General features: G+C 69.6%; 13 protein-coding genes and 1 tRNA gene. 2 read left to right on the top strand and 12 right to left on the bottom strand.

What is annotated here, in order from left to right; translation table 11 throughout:
• Position 1: 1 nt before the first annotated feature.
• From ACQVFL_RS28385 to ACQVFL_RS28350, 8 genes are all read right to left on the bottom strand, one after another.
• Positions 2 to 1,237, bottom strand: a complete 1,236-nt coding sequence (locus tag ACQVFL_RS28385) for an acetyl-CoA carboxylase biotin carboxylase subunit family protein (RefSeq protein ID WP_396689691.1) — start codon at positions 1,235 to 1,237, stop codon at positions 2 to 4.
• 124 nt (positions 1,238 to 1,361) lie between these two features.
• Complete coding sequence (locus tag ACQVFL_RS28380; protein ID WP_396689693.1) at positions 1,362 to 2,009, bottom strand: LysE family translocator; 648 nt, start codon at positions 2,007 to 2,009, stop codon at positions 1,362 to 1,364.
• A 36-nt stretch (positions 2,010 to 2,045) separates the two neighbouring features.
• The gene (locus tag ACQVFL_RS28375) at positions 2,046 to 2,186 is read right to left on the bottom strand and encodes a hypothetical protein (protein WP_396689695.1); all 141 of its coding nucleotides are present in this window, start codon (positions 2,184 to 2,186) and stop codon (positions 2,046 to 2,048) included.
• A 30-nt stretch (positions 2,187 to 2,216) separates the two neighbouring features.
• Entirely contained in the window at positions 2,217 to 4,049 is a 1,833-nt protein-coding gene (locus tag ACQVFL_RS28370) for a carbamoyltransferase (protein ID WP_396689697.1), read from the bottom strand.
• A 39-nt stretch (positions 4,050 to 4,088) separates the two neighbouring features.
• A complete protein-coding gene (locus ACQVFL_RS28365; protein WP_396689699.1) occupies positions 4,089 to 6,269 on the bottom strand; it encodes an iron-containing redox enzyme family protein in 2,181 nt (726 codons plus the stop codon).
• Positions 6,270 to 6,533: 264 nt separating this feature from the next.
• A complete protein-coding gene (locus ACQVFL_RS28360; RefSeq protein ID WP_431727956.1) occupies positions 6,534 to 7,451 on the bottom strand; it encodes an Inducer of phenazine A in 918 nt (305 codons plus the stop codon).
• 579 nt (positions 7,452 to 8,030) lie between these two features.
• Positions 8,031 to 8,104: transfer RNA gene (locus ACQVFL_RS28355), tRNA-Pro, on the bottom strand.
• A 67-nt stretch (positions 8,105 to 8,171) separates the two neighbouring features.
• The gene (locus ACQVFL_RS28350) at positions 8,172 to 9,065 is read right to left on the bottom strand and encodes a metallophosphoesterase (RefSeq protein WP_396689703.1); all 894 of its coding nucleotides are present in this window, start codon (positions 9,063 to 9,065) and stop codon (positions 8,172 to 8,174) included.
• 25 nt (positions 9,066 to 9,090) lie between these two features.
• Between ACQVFL_RS28350 and ACQVFL_RS28345 the strand changes: the two genes are divergently transcribed.
• Positions 9,091 to 9,546 carry a GatB/YqeY domain-containing protein gene (locus ACQVFL_RS28345; protein ID WP_396689705.1) on the top strand — a complete coding sequence of 152 codons (456 nt, stop codon included), beginning with the start codon at positions 9,091 to 9,093 and terminating at the stop codon, positions 9,544 to 9,546.
• A gap of 117 nt (positions 9,547 to 9,663) precedes the next feature.
• Here the strand turns inward: ACQVFL_RS28345 and ACQVFL_RS28340 are convergent, their stop codons facing one another.
• A complete protein-coding gene (locus ACQVFL_RS28340; RefSeq protein WP_396689707.1) occupies positions 9,664 to 12,108 on the bottom strand; it encodes a penicillin-binding protein in 2,445 nt (814 codons plus the stop codon).
• Positions 12,109 to 12,512: 404 nt separating this feature from the next.
• Here ACQVFL_RS28340 and ACQVFL_RS28335 point away from each other — a divergent pair, with 404 nt between their 5' ends.
• Positions 12,513 to 12,827: a WhiB family transcriptional regulator gene (locus tag ACQVFL_RS28335; RefSeq protein WP_350698672.1), complete on the top strand. Its 315-nt coding sequence runs from the start codon at positions 12,513 to 12,515 to the stop codon at positions 12,825 to 12,827.
• A 9-nt stretch (positions 12,828 to 12,836) separates the two neighbouring features.
• Here ACQVFL_RS28335 and ACQVFL_RS28330 read toward each other — a convergent pair whose 3' ends face one another.
• From ACQVFL_RS28330 to ACQVFL_RS28320, 3 genes are read right to left on the bottom strand one after another with little or no spacing between them, the layout of a single operon-like run.
• The gene (locus ACQVFL_RS28330; protein WP_431727955.1) at positions 12,837 to 13,988 is read right to left on the bottom strand and encodes an ArsA family ATPase; all 1,152 of its coding nucleotides are present in this window, start codon (positions 13,986 to 13,988) and stop codon (positions 12,837 to 12,839) included.
• A gap of 53 nt (positions 13,989 to 14,041) precedes the next feature.
• Positions 14,042 to 15,019: an ArsA-related P-loop ATPase gene (locus ACQVFL_RS28325; RefSeq protein ID WP_396689711.1), complete on the bottom strand. Its 978-nt coding sequence runs from the start codon at positions 15,017 to 15,019 to the stop codon at positions 14,042 to 14,044.
• A gap of 26 nt (positions 15,020 to 15,045) precedes the next feature.
• Complete coding sequence (locus ACQVFL_RS28320; RefSeq protein WP_396689713.1) at positions 15,046 to 15,639, bottom strand: hypothetical protein; 594 nt, start codon at positions 15,637 to 15,639, stop codon at positions 15,046 to 15,048.
• Between the last annotated feature and the right edge of the window lie 245 nt (positions 15,640 to 15,884).

Here is a 15,884-nt window from a genome sequence, read left to right as displayed (position 1 = left end):
GTCAGTGGGCCGACGGCAGGTCCGACCGGCTGGGCACACACTCCAACCAGAGCTGGCCCGCCGTACGCCGGATCGCCTTCTCCACGTCGTCGGTGGCCGCGCCGGAGAACCGGAACCGCGCGCCGACGTGCTCGTAGCCGCCGGCTCTCGGGATCTCGGTGCCGACGGTCGGGATCACCCGGGCGTAGGGCCATTCGGCCTCCGGCAGGTCGAGTTCCGCGACGGTGATCCGGCAGGGCGCGGGCACCGGCGTCGGCACCAGCAGCCATCCGCCGACCCGCTGGTCGGTGATCTGCCGGACGGTCGGGGCGCGCCCGAGCTGGATGTGGATCGCCGCTTCCATCAGGTCCACGCCGTGCACCTCGCGCCAGACGAACGGGATCTCGGCGCCACCCACCCGGGAGCCGGCTTCCAGGAAGTTGATCCGGACGGTGCCGTCGGCCTCGGTGCCGACGAACGCCTCCATGTGGAACACCCACGGTGCGTCGCCGAAGGCGGCGCAGGCGTCGGCGAGGAACTCGCCGAGCGGCCCGAGCAGGTCGGCGTCGTCCACCTCCACCGAGCCGAGCACGTCCCCGGCGGCGAACTCCATGCAGGTGTTCACATAGCGCGACGCTCGCCAGGGACCGAGCGCGGAGCCGGTCCACAGGCCGTCGATGTGGAAGACCTGGTCCGGGCAGAAGGTCTGCACCATCCGGGGTTCGGGCGGCAGTCGGTCGAGCATGGACAGGTCGTCGACCGAGTTCAGCCGCAGCACGTCCCGGCTCGCCGTGCCCCGGCGGGGTTTGACGATCAACGGCCAGCCGTGGGAGTCCGCGAACCGCACCACGGCCTGCGTGTCCGGCGCATCGGCGAACGCCGGGATGGCGACGCCGCCGTTCACGACGGTCTGCGCCATCACCAGCTTGTCGCGGAACCGGGCCAGCCGGTCGGGCCGGTCACCGGCCACCGCCAGGCGGGCGCGCAGCTCGGCCGCGGTGTCCAGGTCGCCCTCGTTGAGCGCGATGATGCGTTCGGGGACGCCGAAACGCGCGATCAGCCCGTCGGCGGCGGCGCTCACCAACTCCAGGCGGTCGGTGGCGGCGACCAGCGCCACGGCCGAGGCCGACGCGGGTACGGCGGCCGTGGCCAGTTCGGTGCAGACGTACGTGACGTGGTGCAGGTCGTGGTCGAGGTGTTCCGCGTACCCCGCATAGTGATCGCGCCAACGGTGAATGACCAGAATGTGCGGCTTCATCGGACGTGCTCCTCGCCTGTTTCGTCGATCCACGATTCGAACAGGTGGCGAATTCGCCACCGAACACGTAGTCAAGGAAGTCGCTCGGCGGCACGCAGTAATTGCCCGACGTTGCCGGAATCGACTATTGCGGTACGGTTGCCTCCGTCCGGTCGAACGCCATGCTCGCCGCGAGGCCGATCAGCACGCTGCCCATCATGTAGCGCTGGGCCCGCAGCCAGGCCGGCTTCCGGGCGAGGAAGGCGGCGACCGAACCTGCGGTGAGCACGATGAGGCAGTTCACGGTCAGTGCCACCGTGATCTGGATCAGCCCCAGGGAGAGGCTCTGCGCCGCGATGTCGCCCTTGGCCGGGTCGACGAACTGCGGGAGAAGCGACACGTAGAGCACCGCGATCTTGGGGTTGAGCAGATTGGTCATCAGGCCCATCGTGAACAGCTTCCGGGGCCGGTCCTCGGGCAGGTCCCGGGGCGCGAAGGCGGACTGGCCACCGGGCTTGAGCGCGTTCCAGGCCAGCCACAGCAGGTAGCCGGCGCCCGCGATCTTGATCGCCGTGTAGAGCGCGGGCACCAGCGCGAACACCGCCGAGACACCGGTCACCGCGGCGAGCAGGTAGACGAAGAAGCCGACCGCGACCCCGAGCAGGGAGATCAGGCCGGCCGGGCGGCCCTGGGTGATCGACCGGGACACCAGATAGATCATGTTCGGCCCGGGGGTGAGCACCATTGCCAGGGCGACGGCGGCGATGCCCAGCCCCGCGTTGAGGTCGATCACGTGTTTTCTCCTGCTTCGGACAATGGGCAGCCGAAATCACAGCGGCCGTTCGTGGAAATCCCAGTAGGTGTTCAGCTCCGGCTGCAATTTTCTGCGCAGCGGATCGCGAAACACCCGGAAGAATATACCAACCGGAACGAATATCAGGAGATAGGCCAGGGTCCACAGGAGTCTCATGATCATCCTCGTCGGTGCGGAAGCGGTCGGTCAGTCCAGGGCGATCTCGTCGCGCCAGTCGCCCTGCTCCCGCCATTCGGGCTGGTCGGCCTTGTGCAGGAGGAAGCTGCCCATGGCGAGCAGATCGATGTTGGTGCGCATGAAGCACTGGTAGGCGTCGTGCGGAGTGGCCACGATCGGCTCGCCCCGGACGTTGAACGAGGTGTTCACCAGCACCGGGCAGCCGGTGATCTGCTTGAACGAGGTCAACAGCCGGTGGTAGGCCGGATTGGAGTGGGCGGTGACCGTCTGCACCCGCGCCGAATGGTCCACGTGGGTCACCGCCGGAATCGCCGACCGACGCACCTTGAGCCGATCCAGCCCGGTCGTCGCCGACTCCGACACCTCCCGGCGCTGCTGCTGCGCGACCGGCGCCACGATCAGCATGTACGGGCTCTCCTGGGTCAGGTCGAAGTACTCCTCGACGTCCTCGGCCAGGACCGAGGGCGCGAACGGCCGGAACGACTCACGGAACTTGATCTTCAAGTTCATCGTCGACTGCATGTCGGCGTCACGCGGGTCGCCGATGATCGACCGCGCGCCCAGAGCCCGGGGTCCGAACTCCATCCGGCCCTGGAACCAGCCGACGATCTTGCCGGTGGCCAGCTCCTCCGCCACGTGCTTGGCGATCGCATCCTCGGCCAGCCGGGTGTACGGCACACCCAGACCGTCCAGGAAGCGGGCGATCTCCTCGTCGTCGTACGCGGGACCGAGCAGCGCGGAGGACATGCCGTCACCGCCCCCGGCGAGGTGGGCGCGGGGCGCACCCGACTCCGTCGCCACCAGCAGGGCGGCACCCAACGCGCCACCGGCGTCACCGGCGGCCGGTTGCACCCACACCGAGTCGAAGAGGCGCTCCCGGACGACCTTGCCGTTCGCCACGCAGTTCAGCGCCACGCCGCCGGCCAGACACAGGTCGGTCTCACCGGTCAGGTCGCGTGCGGTCCGCGCCAGCCGGGTCACCACCTCCTCGGTCACCAGTTGCACCGAGGCGGCCAGGTCGAACTCGCGCTCGGTCAACGGGCTCTCCGGCTCGCGCCGGGGACCACCGAACAGCCGCTCGAACCCGCGACCGGTCATGACCCGACCGCGCAGGAACTCGAAGTTGCGCATGTTCAGCCGGAACGAACCGTCGTCCTTGACGTCGATCAGGTGCTGCCGGATCACGTCGGCGTAGCGCGGCACACCGTACGGCGCCAGCCCCATCAGCTTGTACTCGCCCGAGTCGACCTTGAACCCGCAGAAGTAGGTGAAGGCCGAGTAGAGCATGCCCAACGAGTGCGGATACCGGATCTCCGCCACCTGGCGCAGCTCGCTGCCCCGCCCGTGCCACAGGGTGGTGGTCGCCCACTCGCCGACGCCGTCGATGCAGAGCACCGCCGCCGACTCGTACGGGCTGGGCAGGAACGCGGAGGCCGCGTGGGACTCGTGGTGTCGTCGTACGCTGATCTGCGGCACCTCGGCCGACCCCAGCGCCGCCAACGACCGGCGTACCTCGCCGACGGTGTCCCGCTTCCAGGACATCCACTCCGGCATGACCCGGGTGAACGCCTCCAGCGAGAACGGAGCCGAACCGGCGAAGCTGGTCAGCACCCGGCGGAACTTCAGCTCCGGGTCCTCGTAGTAGGCGACGGCGTCCACGTCGCGCAGCGTGACGCCGCCCTCGGCCAGGCAGTACCGGACGGCCTCGGCCGGGAAGGCCGGGTCGTGGCGCTTGCGGGTGAACCGCTCCTCCTGGGCGGCGGCGACGGGCGTGCCGTCCCGCACCAGCACCGCCGCGCTGTCGTGGTAGTAGGCGGACAACCCCAGAACCAGCTTTCCCACTGGCGTTCCCCTCGGTCGTGGGTGTGGGTGGGTGGACGGTCAGATGGCGGCGAGTGACCTGCTGGCCTTTCGGGCGCGGCGAAACGCCCGGCGGGCCAGCAGACCCGTCGGTGGGTTGAGCGAGCGGAAGCCGGTGCGTACCCGGTCCCAGACCTCGGTGACCGCCTGCGCGCCGTGCGAGACCGGCAGCGAGGCGAGATAGGTGTCGACGGCGTCGGCGGCCCAGGCGGAGTGCCCGGTGGCGACGTTGTCGATGGTGTTGTGGATGTCCACGAACTTCGTGGAGAAGCCGTACCTCTTCAGCGCCTGACGGGCCCGCCGGTAGGTGCCGCCGACGCCGGACAGCTCCATGGCCAGGTTCAACCCGAGGATCTCCGGCAGGAACGTACGCGGGAAGCGCCCGATACTCAGCCAGTAGACCGGGAGTTCGAAGGACTCGTCCCGGAACCCGTCCCACTCGGCGAACTCCCGCGACGCCGTCGGCGGCACGTGGACGTCCATCTCGGCGAGCACCTCCCGGTAGATCAACGGGTGGTTCATCCGGGGCACGCCGTTGCCGAGCTCGTCCCAGTAGGTCTCGAACAGGAAGTAGCCCTGCTCCGACGCCGCATGTTCGTAGTCGGTGAACCCCTGGAGCCAGGCACCGTCGATCAAGGTCAACGGGGCCAACTGCACGGTGGAGTCGACGAGATCCTCCCGCGTCGGCATCGGCGTGCCGGCCGACTCCTCGAAGTCACGCCCCTGCCGGTCGTGCTGCTCGACGAGCCAGGGACGCAGGCCCTCCCGTCCCCACACGTCGGGCAGGCGCTGCGGGTCCGACGCCATGTTGTGCCGGGACCGCGCCAGCCAGCCCCGCACGTAGTCGACGGCGAACCGGCGGACGGCCGGGGTGTCCGTCCGTTGCTGGAGCAGGTGGTACGCCTCCCGGACGTCACCCGGCTCCCGGTCGTCCGCGACCGAACCGACCGTGACCGAGGCCAGCACCGTCGGGGACACCGTGGGCGCCTGCTGGACCGGCCCGGGTCGAGCCCGCTCCGGCTGCCCGGTGGGGAGTGAGTCGATCCACCGGCGGATGACGACCAGGTCGGCCGGGGAGAACACCCGGAACATCGGGCCCCGCTCCCCGACGAGACCGTTGACCAGCGGGCTCTGCGCGGAGCGGCCCGGCTTGACCAGGCGGCTGGCGGCCAGTTCGGCCAGCAGCCCGCTCGGATCCGTGCGGGCCTCCGCCAACCAACTCGACAGCGAACGGTCCGCCACGGTGAAGTCCCGGTGGTAGACCGCGCCCTCGCGCGCCCGATGGCGGAGCAACTCGGCCATCTCGTACGCCGGGTCGAGGGCCTCCGCCAGCTCCGCGTACAGAGTCGTGCTCCACCTGCGCAGCACGGTGAACGCCCACCGGAAACCGGCGGTCACCCGGGCCAGCTCCCCGTCGGCGAAGCCGTGCTCGACGACGTCCCGGCACAGCTCCAGCCCGGTCCGCGGATCGCCGTCCCGGGCGGCGGACGGGTCGACGGCACTCCAGTCCACGAGTTGTGGATGCGCCTGACGCACCAGCCGCAACGCGGGCAGCAGTCCGACCGTACGCAGACACAGGTCGGCGCCGAGGATCTCGGGGCGGAACTCGACCGGTCTCCGGCTCATCGCCAGCAGGATCGCGGGCAGGTAGAAGTGGTGGTCGGCCACCCGAGGGTCGTGCGCCAGCCGGGCCACCGGCACCGCGTGCTCGGACAGGTGCAGGTGGCGGAGCAGGGCCAGGTAGACGCTGCCGCGCGAGTCCTGCGGCCGACCGACGCCGACGTCGGAGGCGTACAGGGTCAGGATGCGCAGCGTCGTCGCCTCGTCGGCGTTCCCGGGCGCACTCTGCCACTGCAACCAGGCCCCGGACCGCAGCGCGAGCGGCGCCGCCGCCAGGGCGGTGCGGCGGACCAGGGACTCGGTGGCCAGCGGAGCCGGGGCGGTGGAGACCAACTCCTCGAACCGGCGGGACTCGGCGGTCGACCAGCGCACCGCCTCGTCCCGAAGCCCGTCAAGTGCTGCCGGCAGCGACTCCTGGTCGGCGAGGTCGCCGACCTCGGACCGCAGCCGGGCGACGAACGGGTCACCCGGAAAGGAGGTCTCCGGGTCGACCGCGATGACGAAGAGTTCGCGGGACCGGGCCTGATGATCAATCGGTCGGGCCGCCTGCCGGTCCGACTCACCGTCTTCTTTCGTTGACACTGCCAGCTCCTGGCTCTATCCGTGTCTGCTATCCCGAAACAAATTGGTAATCAAATGTCCGGACGGAGTTCGACGGCACGGAGGGCCCGCGCGACGAACATGTCACGTGTCGCCACGGGAAGGTGTCGCCGTCTCGGGAAGCTAGAACATCGGGTAGATGGAGGCGTCGTTCTTCGGCTTCTTCTTGCGTCCGAAGATCTTGTTAAGAATTCTGCGCACCACGTTCATCTTTCTGTCCTCACCTCAGGCGGGCCCGTGTCGGCCCTAGGACGAGAAATGCAACTGTTCGGCCAACAGCCGGGCCACCAGGTCCAAACCGTGGTCGGTCATGTGGGCTCGGTTGACAAACAGCCAGTCGTCGTCCTTGACGCTGGTCGCGAGGAGGGGGTTGATGTCCAGGAATTCCACGCCGATCTTCTCGCAGCCCAGTTGCAGCAGCTCGGCATATCTGCGGGCCGAATCCCTGGTGGCGATGTCACCGAACAGCTCCCAGAAGTTCGAGATCCGGTCCAGCTCGTCGAAGAGTCGCTTCTCCTGTGGTGCCGCCGACTCGCGTACCCAGGTGGCGAGCGGTTGCAGCACGAAGGCGATCCTGGTGTCGGTCGCGGCGGCGAGCTGCTTCCACGACTCCAGATGCCGCACGGTCAGCGCTGCGGCGTCCGCGATGCGTACCTCCAGCGGACGGACCGGTTCGTCGTCTCCGGCCGACGGGGCGGCAGGGCCGAACGGGTGCGTCCGGTGCTGGGACCTGAGCTTGTCCATCTGTCCGAAGAAGTCGCCGCAGTTGAAGAACGCGCCGTCGTCGCCGCGCTGGGCGGCGGGCAGGCGGGCCAGGGCGAGGTTGTTGAGCCCGGACACGATGACGATCTCCTCCACCGGCGGCAGCAGGTGCCGATAGAAGAGGAAGAGCAACAGCTCCTGGGCGGAGGAATGACTGCGTCCCGCGAAGTTCAACCAGGGCAGCGAGGGTGCGTGGGCGGCCCACAGTCGCGAGGCGAGTGTCGCCTGATCGCTGGTGGCTCCGATGCCCATCGCCATGGAACTGCCGGCCAACAGCCGGATCGGGCCGTCGGTCGGCTCCCCACCCGCCGACGCGTGGCTGTCCACGCCGTGCGAGATGCGGAAACCGAGGCGATCCGTATTGATGACCCGGGAGCGGTAGTGCACGCGGTGAAAATGCATCACATAGGACATCCAGCGGGCCTGACCGCGTTGGTCGAAATCGTCGTAAACAAGCATCTGCGGGGTCAACTCGGAGCGCGCCGAGCTTGGACAACGCACTGTTCCCCCAATAGAGAGAATTATCCGGCCGCGGCCCCCAACCCATCTACGGCCGTTGTTGCGTGAGTACGGTAACACGCTCAGTGGTGGAGGAAAAAGGGTCGACCACGGGAATTATTGCCTGTCTGGTTTATCCTGGCTTGAGTGGAGGATTCCCGAACCAGCAAACATTGAACTGATCTCAGCGACTTTGCGCGTAGGTATTTGTGTTCGAAACGAGGTGCCCCGATTGTGGCGGCGGCCGTGTCGAGTGAGGTCAGACGGCCTTTCGGGTGTTCTCGGACTGTAGTGCACCACCACCGTTCTCGGGGGGTGGGATGCGCGGGTCGACGCGGCTGCGGCGGCGGCCGGATCGTTCGGCCGAATGATGTACGCCACTGTCCGCCGGTCGCCCTGCGGCGGCGGTCCGCGCAGGACTCGCCGCACCTCGCACGAGAGAGGCCCTGGCCGGCGAGAATGCCGATCAGGGCCTCACATCTGTCGGGGTGGCCGGATTCGAACCGACGACCTCTTCGTCCCGAACGAAGCGCGCTACCAAGCTGCGCCACACCCCGAGGCGTGCGGACAAATACTAGCCCACCCGCCCCAAGGGTCAAACTCGGTACCCCCGGGGCGGGGAGGTCAGCGCGGGATCAGGGTGAGCAGGCTGGCCTCGGGCGGGCAGGCGAACCGCACCGGGGCGGTCGGATGGGTGCCGAGGCCGGCGGAGACGTGTAGCCAGGAGTCCGAGCCGGGCCAGCGGTGCAGGCCCTTGGCCATCGACCGGGGCAGCCCGCAGTTGGTCACCAGCGCGCCCACACCCGGTACGCACACCTGGCCGCCGTGGGTGTGCCCGGCGAGCAGCAGCCCGAAGCCGTCGGCGGCCATCTCGTCGAGCAGAGCCGGCTCGGGGGAGTGGGTCAGCGCGATGGAGAGGTCGGCCGAGGCGGAGACCGGACCGGCCACGGAGGGGTAGTCGTCGCGTTCGATGTGCGGGTCGTCCACACCGACCATGTCGATCGCCCGGCCGCCGGCCTTGAGCGTGCCCCGTCGGTTGTTCAGGTCGGTCCACCCGGCCCCGGTGAAGACGTCGCGCAGGTCCTCGTAGGGCAGCTCGACGCCCTCGGTGTACTCCCGGTCGGGCAGGAAGTAGCTGAACGGGTTCTTCAACACCGGGCCGGTGTAGTCGTTGGAGCCGAAGACGAAGGCACCCGGGTAGTCGAGCAGCGGTTGCAGCGCCCGCAGGACGCCCGGCACCGCCCCCGGGTGGGCCATGTTGTCCCCGGTGACCACGACCAGGTCGGGGTCGAGGGCGGCCAACGAGGCCACCCAGTTCTGTTTGCGTACCTGGTTGGGGGTCATGTGCAGGTCGGAGAGGTGCAGGACGCGCAGCGGCTCGGTGCCGGTCGGCAGCACCGGGACGTCGAAGCGCCGGAGGGTGAACATGTTGCGCTCGACGAGGGACGCGTACGCCAGGGCGGCGGCGCCCGTCGCGACAGTGGCGGTCGCGAGCCGGAATAGTGTGCGCTTTCGCATGCCGATCAGGGTAGTTTGGGCGACCATGAGCACGCTGAAGGACCGTCTGACCGCCGACATGCGCGCCGCCCTCAAGGCCCGCGACGAGCTGACCACCTCCACCCTGCGGATGGCCCTGGCCGCCGTGGGCACGGCCGAGGTCTCCGGCAAGGCCAAGCGTGAGCTCAGTGACGACGAGGTGCTGGGTGTGCTGACCAAGGAGGCCAAGAAGCGTCGCGAGGCGGCCACCGCCTTCGCCGACGCGGGTCGCGCCGAGCAGGCCGCCAAGGAGACCGCCGAGGGCGAGGTGCTGGAGCGCTACCTGCCGAAGCAGCTCTCCGACGCCGAGCTGACCGAGTTGGTCGCGGGGGCACTCGCCACGGGCGGGTTCACCGGCAAGGCGCAGATGGGGCCGGCCATGAAGGCGGCCCAGGCCGCGACGGCCGGCCGGGCCGAGGGTGGTCGGGTCGCCGCCGAGGTACGCCGACAGCTCGGCCTCTGACACCTCACCGGCCGGTACGCGCCGGGCGGCGCTACGGCTGACCACGCCCGACGACGCGGAACGGGCGGGCAACCCCTCCAGGGTTGCCCGCCCGTTCGCGTGCGGTCTCGGCGGTGATCAGCCGCCCGGTCGGCCCGGCGGTCTACCGGGGCTGCTCGGCGTACCACCCGGAGGGCCGTTGCCGGCGTCGTTGTTGCCGCCACCACCACCGGCGCTGACCAGGATCGTCACGATGCCGTTCTTGATGGTGCGACCGTCCGGGCTGGTGCCGGCTGCGGTGCCCGCCGCGCATTCCGAGGCGACCCGGTTGCTGGAGACCACCGGCTGGAACCCGGCACCGGAGATGCGGGATCTGGCCTCGTCGACGGAGAGGCACTTGACGCCGGGGATGCTGCGCTGGTCGCCTTCGGCGATCTTCCTGCCGGGCGGGTCGAAGTTGATCCTCTTCTTGCCCTTCATGGCGTCCCGCAGCGTCTCGTTGACCGGCGGGTTGATGCCGTCCGGCTGGTTGTGCCTCATCTTGACGTTGGTCTGCGGCCAGTCCGGGTCGGCCATGATGCCGGCGACCGCATACTGCTTGGTCATCGCGACCAGGGAGGCGGACTTCTCGCCGTCGGTGGTGCCGGACTTGCCGGCGACCGGCGCGTCGACGAGAGCCTTGGTCTGCGGGGACGTCCGGCTGCTACCGCACTTGGTGGTGGGGGAGTTGTCGCCGACCGGGCAGCGGGCCGCGTCCACGGCCGCCCGGGCCACGTCCGTGCTGATCCGCTTCTCGCAGCGCGGGTTCGCCACGTCCAGCTTGTTGTCGTCGATGTCGCGGATCTCCTGCACCGGGATCGGCTCGCAGTACTTGCCGTCGGCGGCCAGCGTGGCGTAGGAGTTGGCCAACTCCAGCGGGGTGACCTGCGAGACGCCCAGCGTGAAGGCGCCCCACTGGTTCGCCGACTCCTTGGTTCGCGCGAGGTCCGCGTCCTCGCGCTCCCGGAACTGGATGCCGAGGCGCTTGGCCACGTCCACCACGTTCGCCGCGCCCACCTGCTGCTGCAGCGGGACGAAGTAGGTGTTGGTCGAGGCGGAGAACGCGCTCCACATGTCCTTCACGCCACCGGGCTGCTTGTTCGAGTTGGTCGGGCAGTAGAAGTGCGTGCCCTCGCAGGCGGCCGGGCTGCTGGGGCTGATGATGTACTCGGACTTGAACTGCTGCGGGGCGTTGATGGTGTAGCTGAGCGGGATGCCCTTCTCCAGCGCGGCCACGATCGTGAAGATCTTGAAGACCGAGCCGGCCTGGTAGCCGGTGATCCCGTCGCCGCCGGTGAGCAGCGGGTTGACCGTGTTCGGGTAGTTGCCGCGCTTACCGTTCTCGCGTTGCTTGGGTTCGCTGTGCGGCAGGTTCTTCGGCTTGTTCGGGTTGTCCAGCTTGTAGTTGCGGTTGACCGAGAGCGCCCGGACCCGGCCGGTGCCGGGCTCGACCACCGCGATCATCGCGGCTTCCTTGGACTTCACCGACTTGGCCTTGCGGACCGCCTTGTCGGCACCGTCCTGGGCCTGCTTGTCCAGGGTGGTGACGATCGTGTAGCCGCCGCTCTTGAGGAGCCGCTCCCGGTCGTACGTGGTCGAGCCGAACGTCTCCTGCGACAGCCACCAGCGGTAGAAGTAGTCGCAGAAGAAGCCCCAGGCGTTCTTGTTGGTGGCGACGCAGCCGTTCGGTGCCCGCTTGCCCTTCACCACCAGCTTGGCGGCCTTGGCCTTGTCGGCGTCCTCCTGGCTGACGGCGCCGGTCTTGACCATGTTGTCGATCACGTAGTTGCGCCGGGCCTCCGCCAGCGGGTGGCCGCCCTTGGTGGTCGGGTCGAACGAGGTCGGCGCCTTGACCAGACCGGCCAGCATGGCGGCCTCGTCGATCGTCAGGTCCTTCGGCGGCTTGTTGAAGTAGACCTGGCTGGCGGCGTAGACGCCGTAGGTGCCGTTGCCGAACGCGGCGAGGTTGAGGTAGCGCTCCAGGATCTGGTCCTTGGTGAGCGTCTTCTCGATCTGCAACGCGTAGTTCATCTCGCGCAGCTTGCGGGCGCTGGTGTCCTCCGTCGCGGCGACCACGTCGGCCGGGTGCGTCGCCGAGTACGCGATGCTCATCCGGACGTACTGCATGGTCAGCGTCGAGGCGCCCTGCCGGTCGTTGCTGGCGGAGCTGTTGTTGACGAACGCGCGGGCGACGCCGTTGAGGTCGACTCCGTTGTGGTTGTAGAAGTCGTGGTCCTCGGCGGCGATGATCGCGTTGCGCATGTTCTCGCCGATGTCGTCGAACGTGATGTCGCGCCGGTTCTCGTCGTACATCGTGGCCAGTGGTGTCTTCTTGTCACTGGCCAGCAGGTAGCTGATCTGGGGGGCGCGGGACACCGTCAGTTCCTTCGGCAGCGCGCCGAAGGTCTCCGCGCCGGCCTTGGCGGCCAGGCCAGACATCGCCACCGCGGGGAATGCCGCCGCGGCGACCACCACGCCGGCCAACAACCCGCAGATGAGCAGCGATGCGGCGTTGGTCAGAATGTTGTGGTCACGTTTCCGCATCCAGGTCACCTCGACAGGGTACGCGAACAGGTAACGAGGGGCGCTGGGGCGTCTTTTCCCCATTTCCTGCGCGCGCCGTCCTCGTTGTGCTAGACGCGTGGCACCGGAGATCTGGTTGCCTGTGATCCGTGCCGAGTCTCCTCTGGACGAGGGGTGACGCGCAGCGTTTTCGCGGACTCCGGTGGGGTAAGCGGGGGTCCCGAGCCCGAGAAGCCGGGAGTGTCCGGAATGATGGATTTAGCCGACAACGTTGCGTAATCGGGTGACTACAGAGCATGATGGTTGCGGCGACAGCGCCACATGTCGTCTGTGCCGCCTTGGGGTAAGGCGTGCCGGACGACCGGGGGGAATTGCCGGCTGGCCCGCGACGGCGTCGGTAGTACTGCAAGGGGGGACGAGTACAGATGGGCATGATCACTGACTGGCCGTCGTTGGCGGCATGTCAGAACGGGGACCCGGACGCGTTGTTCGTACAGGGCGCCGAACAGAACGTGGCCAAGCGGATCTGCCGGAGTTGCCCAGTCCGCTACGAGTGCCTGGCCGACGCGTTGGACAACCGGATCGAGTTCGGCGTCTGGGGTGGCATGACCGAACGCGAACGCCGGGCACTGCTGCGCCGGCACCCGCAGGTGACGAGCTGGCGCAAGATGTTCGAGGCGGCGATGAAGAAGAACGCCAAGGACAAGGCCGGCAAGGACAAGATCCTCGCCACCACCTGACCGGCGCGATCAGGAGCGGCTGATCGCCGCTGCGATCGTCCGCAGCCCGTCGACGTCGTGCACGTCGGCGGGCTGTGCCGTCACCGAGACGGTCGGCACCTGCGGGAACGCCTCGGTGAACCGTGCCGCCACGTGCTGCTCGCGTACCGCCTGCTCGGCCAGGGCCGCGTGGGCGCGCAACACCTCGACGACGCCCTCGTGACCCCCGGTCGAGGCCAACCGGTCGGCGGCGGCCCGGCTGTCCGACGCGTCCAACCCGGTGTCGGCCGGGCGGTGCACCCGGTTGAGCACGAGGCCGGCCAGCGGCATCGTCTCATCCCTCAGCCGCCCGGCGAAGTAGGCGGCCTCCCGGACCGCGTCCGGCTCCGGCGTCGCGACCAGCAGGAACGCCGTCTCGCTGGCCTGGAGGATGCGGTACGTCTGTTCGGCCCGCTGCCGGAACCCGCCGAACATCGAGTCGAGCGCGGCCACGAAGCCGGACAGATCAGTCAGCAACTGCGCGCCGAGGATCTTCTGGACCACCCGGGAGAACATCCCGAACGAGGCGGTGACCAGGCTGAACATGCTGCGTCCGCCGGTCCGTGCCGGGGCCAGCAGCAGGCGCAGCATCCGCCCGTCGAGGAACCGGGACAGCCGGGCCGGCGCGTCCAGGAAGTCCAGCGCCGACCGTGACGGCGGCGTGTCCACCACGATCAGGTCCCAGTCGCCGCGCGCGTGCAACTGGCCCAGCTTCTCCATCGCCATGTACTCCTGCGTACCGGCGAAGGTGGAACTCATCGCCTGGTAGAAGGGGTTGGCGAAGATCTCCGCCGCCTTCGACGGGTCGGTGTGCGCGAGCACCACGTCGTCGAAGGTGCGCTTCATGTCGAGCATCATGGCGTGCAACTCGCCGCCGCTGGCCTCGACGTCGATGCCCTTGACCTGACGGGGTGTGTTGTCCAGCTCGGTCAGGCCGAGCGACTGGGCCAGCCGCCGGGCCGGGTCGATGGTGAGCACCACCGTCCGGCGACCGTGTCGCTCGGCCGCGCGGAGCGCGAGCGCGGCGGCCGTGGTCGTCTTACCCACCCCGCCCGCACCGCAGCAGACCACGATCCGTACGCCGGGATCGGCCAGGATCCGGTCGACGTCCAGCAGCGGCGCGGCGTTGTCGGAAGGCACCATTCGAGCGTATCGGCCCGACCCGGTCCGCGCGGCGGGCCGAGGTCAGGTGTGAGTCAATCGCCCCGCACCAGAGCGGCGGCGAGCACGTCCAGGCCGGCGCGGTCCACCCCGTCGGGCAGCAGCGGCAGCTCCACCAGGGGCACGTCGAGTTCCGCCAGATCGGCGCGGAGCGAGTCCTCCAGCTCGCGGCGGACGGCCTGGTCGCGTGCCTCGTCGCGCAGCCCGTCCAGGGTTCGCCGGTCGGCGGGCAGACCGGCGGCGCGCAGCCCCCGCGCAAGCTCCGCCTCGGTGACGATCCGTCCCGCCGGAAGCGGCGACCGGGTCCCGTTGACGATCACCCGACCCACCCCGAACCCGAGCGAGGCCAGCTCGGCGATGGCGTCGACGGTCTCCTGGACCGGCATCTCCTCCAACAGCGTCACCACGTGCACGGCGGTCATCGGCGACCGCAGCAGCACCGAGACGCTCTCGCTCTGGGTCTTGATCGGGCCGACCTTGGCCAGTCGGGCGGTCTCCGCGGTCACGTTCAGGAAGCGGCCGATCCGGCCGGTCGGCGGGGCGTCCAGCACCACCGCGTCGTACACCCGCCGTTGCTCGACCCGGCGGGTCGTGGCCTCCTTGACCTTGCCGGTGAGCAGCACGTCGCGGAGGCCGGGGGCGATGGTGGTGGCGAAGTCGATCGCGCCGAGCTTGCGTAGTGCCCGGCCGGCGGCGCCCAGCTTGTAGAACATGTCCAGGTACTCCAGCAGCGCTTCCTCGGCGTCCACCGCGAGCGCCCACACCTCACCGCCGTCCGCCGCGTCCGCCAGGTGTCGCTCGGCGTACGGCAGCGGGTCGGTGCCGAAGAGCTGGGCGATGCCCTGCCGCCCCTCCACCTCGACCAGCAGCGTGCGCCGCCCACCGGCGGCCAGGGCCAGGGCCAGGGCGGCGGCCACGCTGGTCTTGCCCGTGCCGCCCTTGCCGGTCACCACGTGCAGGCGGGCGGGCCACTCCGTACCGGCCCGGTCGGCCGGGCGCTGCGCTGCTGCCACCGGCCGAGCCTATCCAGCGGGCCGGCTCAGGCGACCTCGCAGACCCACCAGCCGCTCTTCCGGATCACCGTGAAGCGCAGGTCCTGGTCGGCGATCTTCTCGTCGGCCGTGGTCACCGTCACGGTGGTGGTGACGGTGGCCCGGTCCCCGGTCTCGTTGTCGACCTTCGGGGTGTCCCAGCGGAACCGGGGGCTCTGGTGCGCCGACACGTACTGCTCGACCTCAGCGACCTTCGCCCGGATCTTGTCCTGGTCGCGGGCGCCGGTGCAGACCAGCCGGGTCGCCTTGGCGGCATCGCGTTCCTGGTAGACCGCGGTGAGGAAGTCGTCGACCGCGACCGACGGATCCTGGGCGCCCTCGCCGGACTCGGCGTTGCGCACGGTCAGGAACGCCGCCACACCGCCGCCCGCGCAGAGCAGCAGCACCACGGCCAGCGCGATCGAGGCCACCAGCGCGCCGCCGCGTCTGCGGGACGGCGCGGCCGGCGGCGGGTACGGCGGATAGCCGCCGGACGACGCCGCAGCCGGTCCCGGACCGGCCGGCGAGGAGGGGGCGACCGGCGAGCCGGCCGGCAGCGGGTCGGTGGGGCCGGTCGGGCCGCCGGTGGGTGGCTGGGTCATCGCGTACCCCCGGGTGCGGCGCACCGCCGCGCGACGGCGACGGGCGTGGGATGGGGCGGCCGGGCCGGGCGCCCGTCCAGACGGGAAGGGTAACGGTCCATCGGTCGGGTGCGGGGGTCCCGGTGTCACCCGTGCGGGCCGCGCGATCAGCTTCCTGCTGATGAGGTGTCGCAAATGTGACGAAAGGCCACTGGGCGCGCGCGTCCTGTTGATGGGACCGCCGCAGCGGTCCTACCGTCGCTCCG

Source organism: Verrucosispora sp. TAA-831 (genome assembly GCF_050780145.1).
Lineage (GTDB): Bacteria > Actinomycetota > Actinomycetes > Mycobacteriales > Micromonosporaceae > Micromonospora.
The sequence above is the reverse complement of the archived record's forward strand: the minus strand, read 5'-3'. Positions and strand labels throughout refer to the sequence as shown.

Bases quoted from the DNA above. Each gene is read 5' to 3' on its own strand.
- ACQVFL_RS28385 (WP_396689691.1), bottom strand. From the start codon at position 1,237: ATGAAGCCGCACATTCTGGTCATTCACCGTTGGCGCGATCACTATGCG.
- ACQVFL_RS28375 (WP_396689695.1), bottom strand. From the start codon at position 2,186: ATGAGACTCCTGTGGACCCTGGCCTATCTCCTGATATTCGTTCCGGTT.
- ACQVFL_RS28360 (WP_431727956.1), bottom strand. From the start codon at position 7,451: ATGCATTTTCACCGCGTGCACTACCGCTCCCGGGTCATCAATACGGAT.
- ACQVFL_RS28350 (WP_396689703.1), bottom strand. From the start codon at position 9,065: ATGCGAAAGCGCACACTATTCCGGCTCGCGACCGCCACTGTCGCGACG.
- ACQVFL_RS28345 (WP_396689705.1), top strand. From the start codon at position 9,091: ATGAGCACGCTGAAGGACCGTCTGACCGCCGACATGCGCGCCGCCCTC.
- ACQVFL_RS28340 (WP_396689707.1), bottom strand. From the start codon at position 12,108: ATGCGGAAACGTGACCACAACATTCTGACCAACGCCGCATCGCTGCTC.
- ACQVFL_RS28335 (WP_350698672.1), top strand. From the start codon at position 12,513: ATGGGCATGATCACTGACTGGCCGTCGTTGGCGGCATGTCAGAACGGG.
- ACQVFL_RS28330 (WP_431727955.1), bottom strand. From the start codon at position 13,988: ATGGTGCCTTCCGACAACGCCGCGCCGCTGCTGGACGTCGACCGGATC.
- ACQVFL_RS28320 (WP_396689713.1), bottom strand. From the start codon at position 15,639: ATGACCCAGCCACCCACCGGCGGCCCGACCGGCCCCACCGACCCGCTG.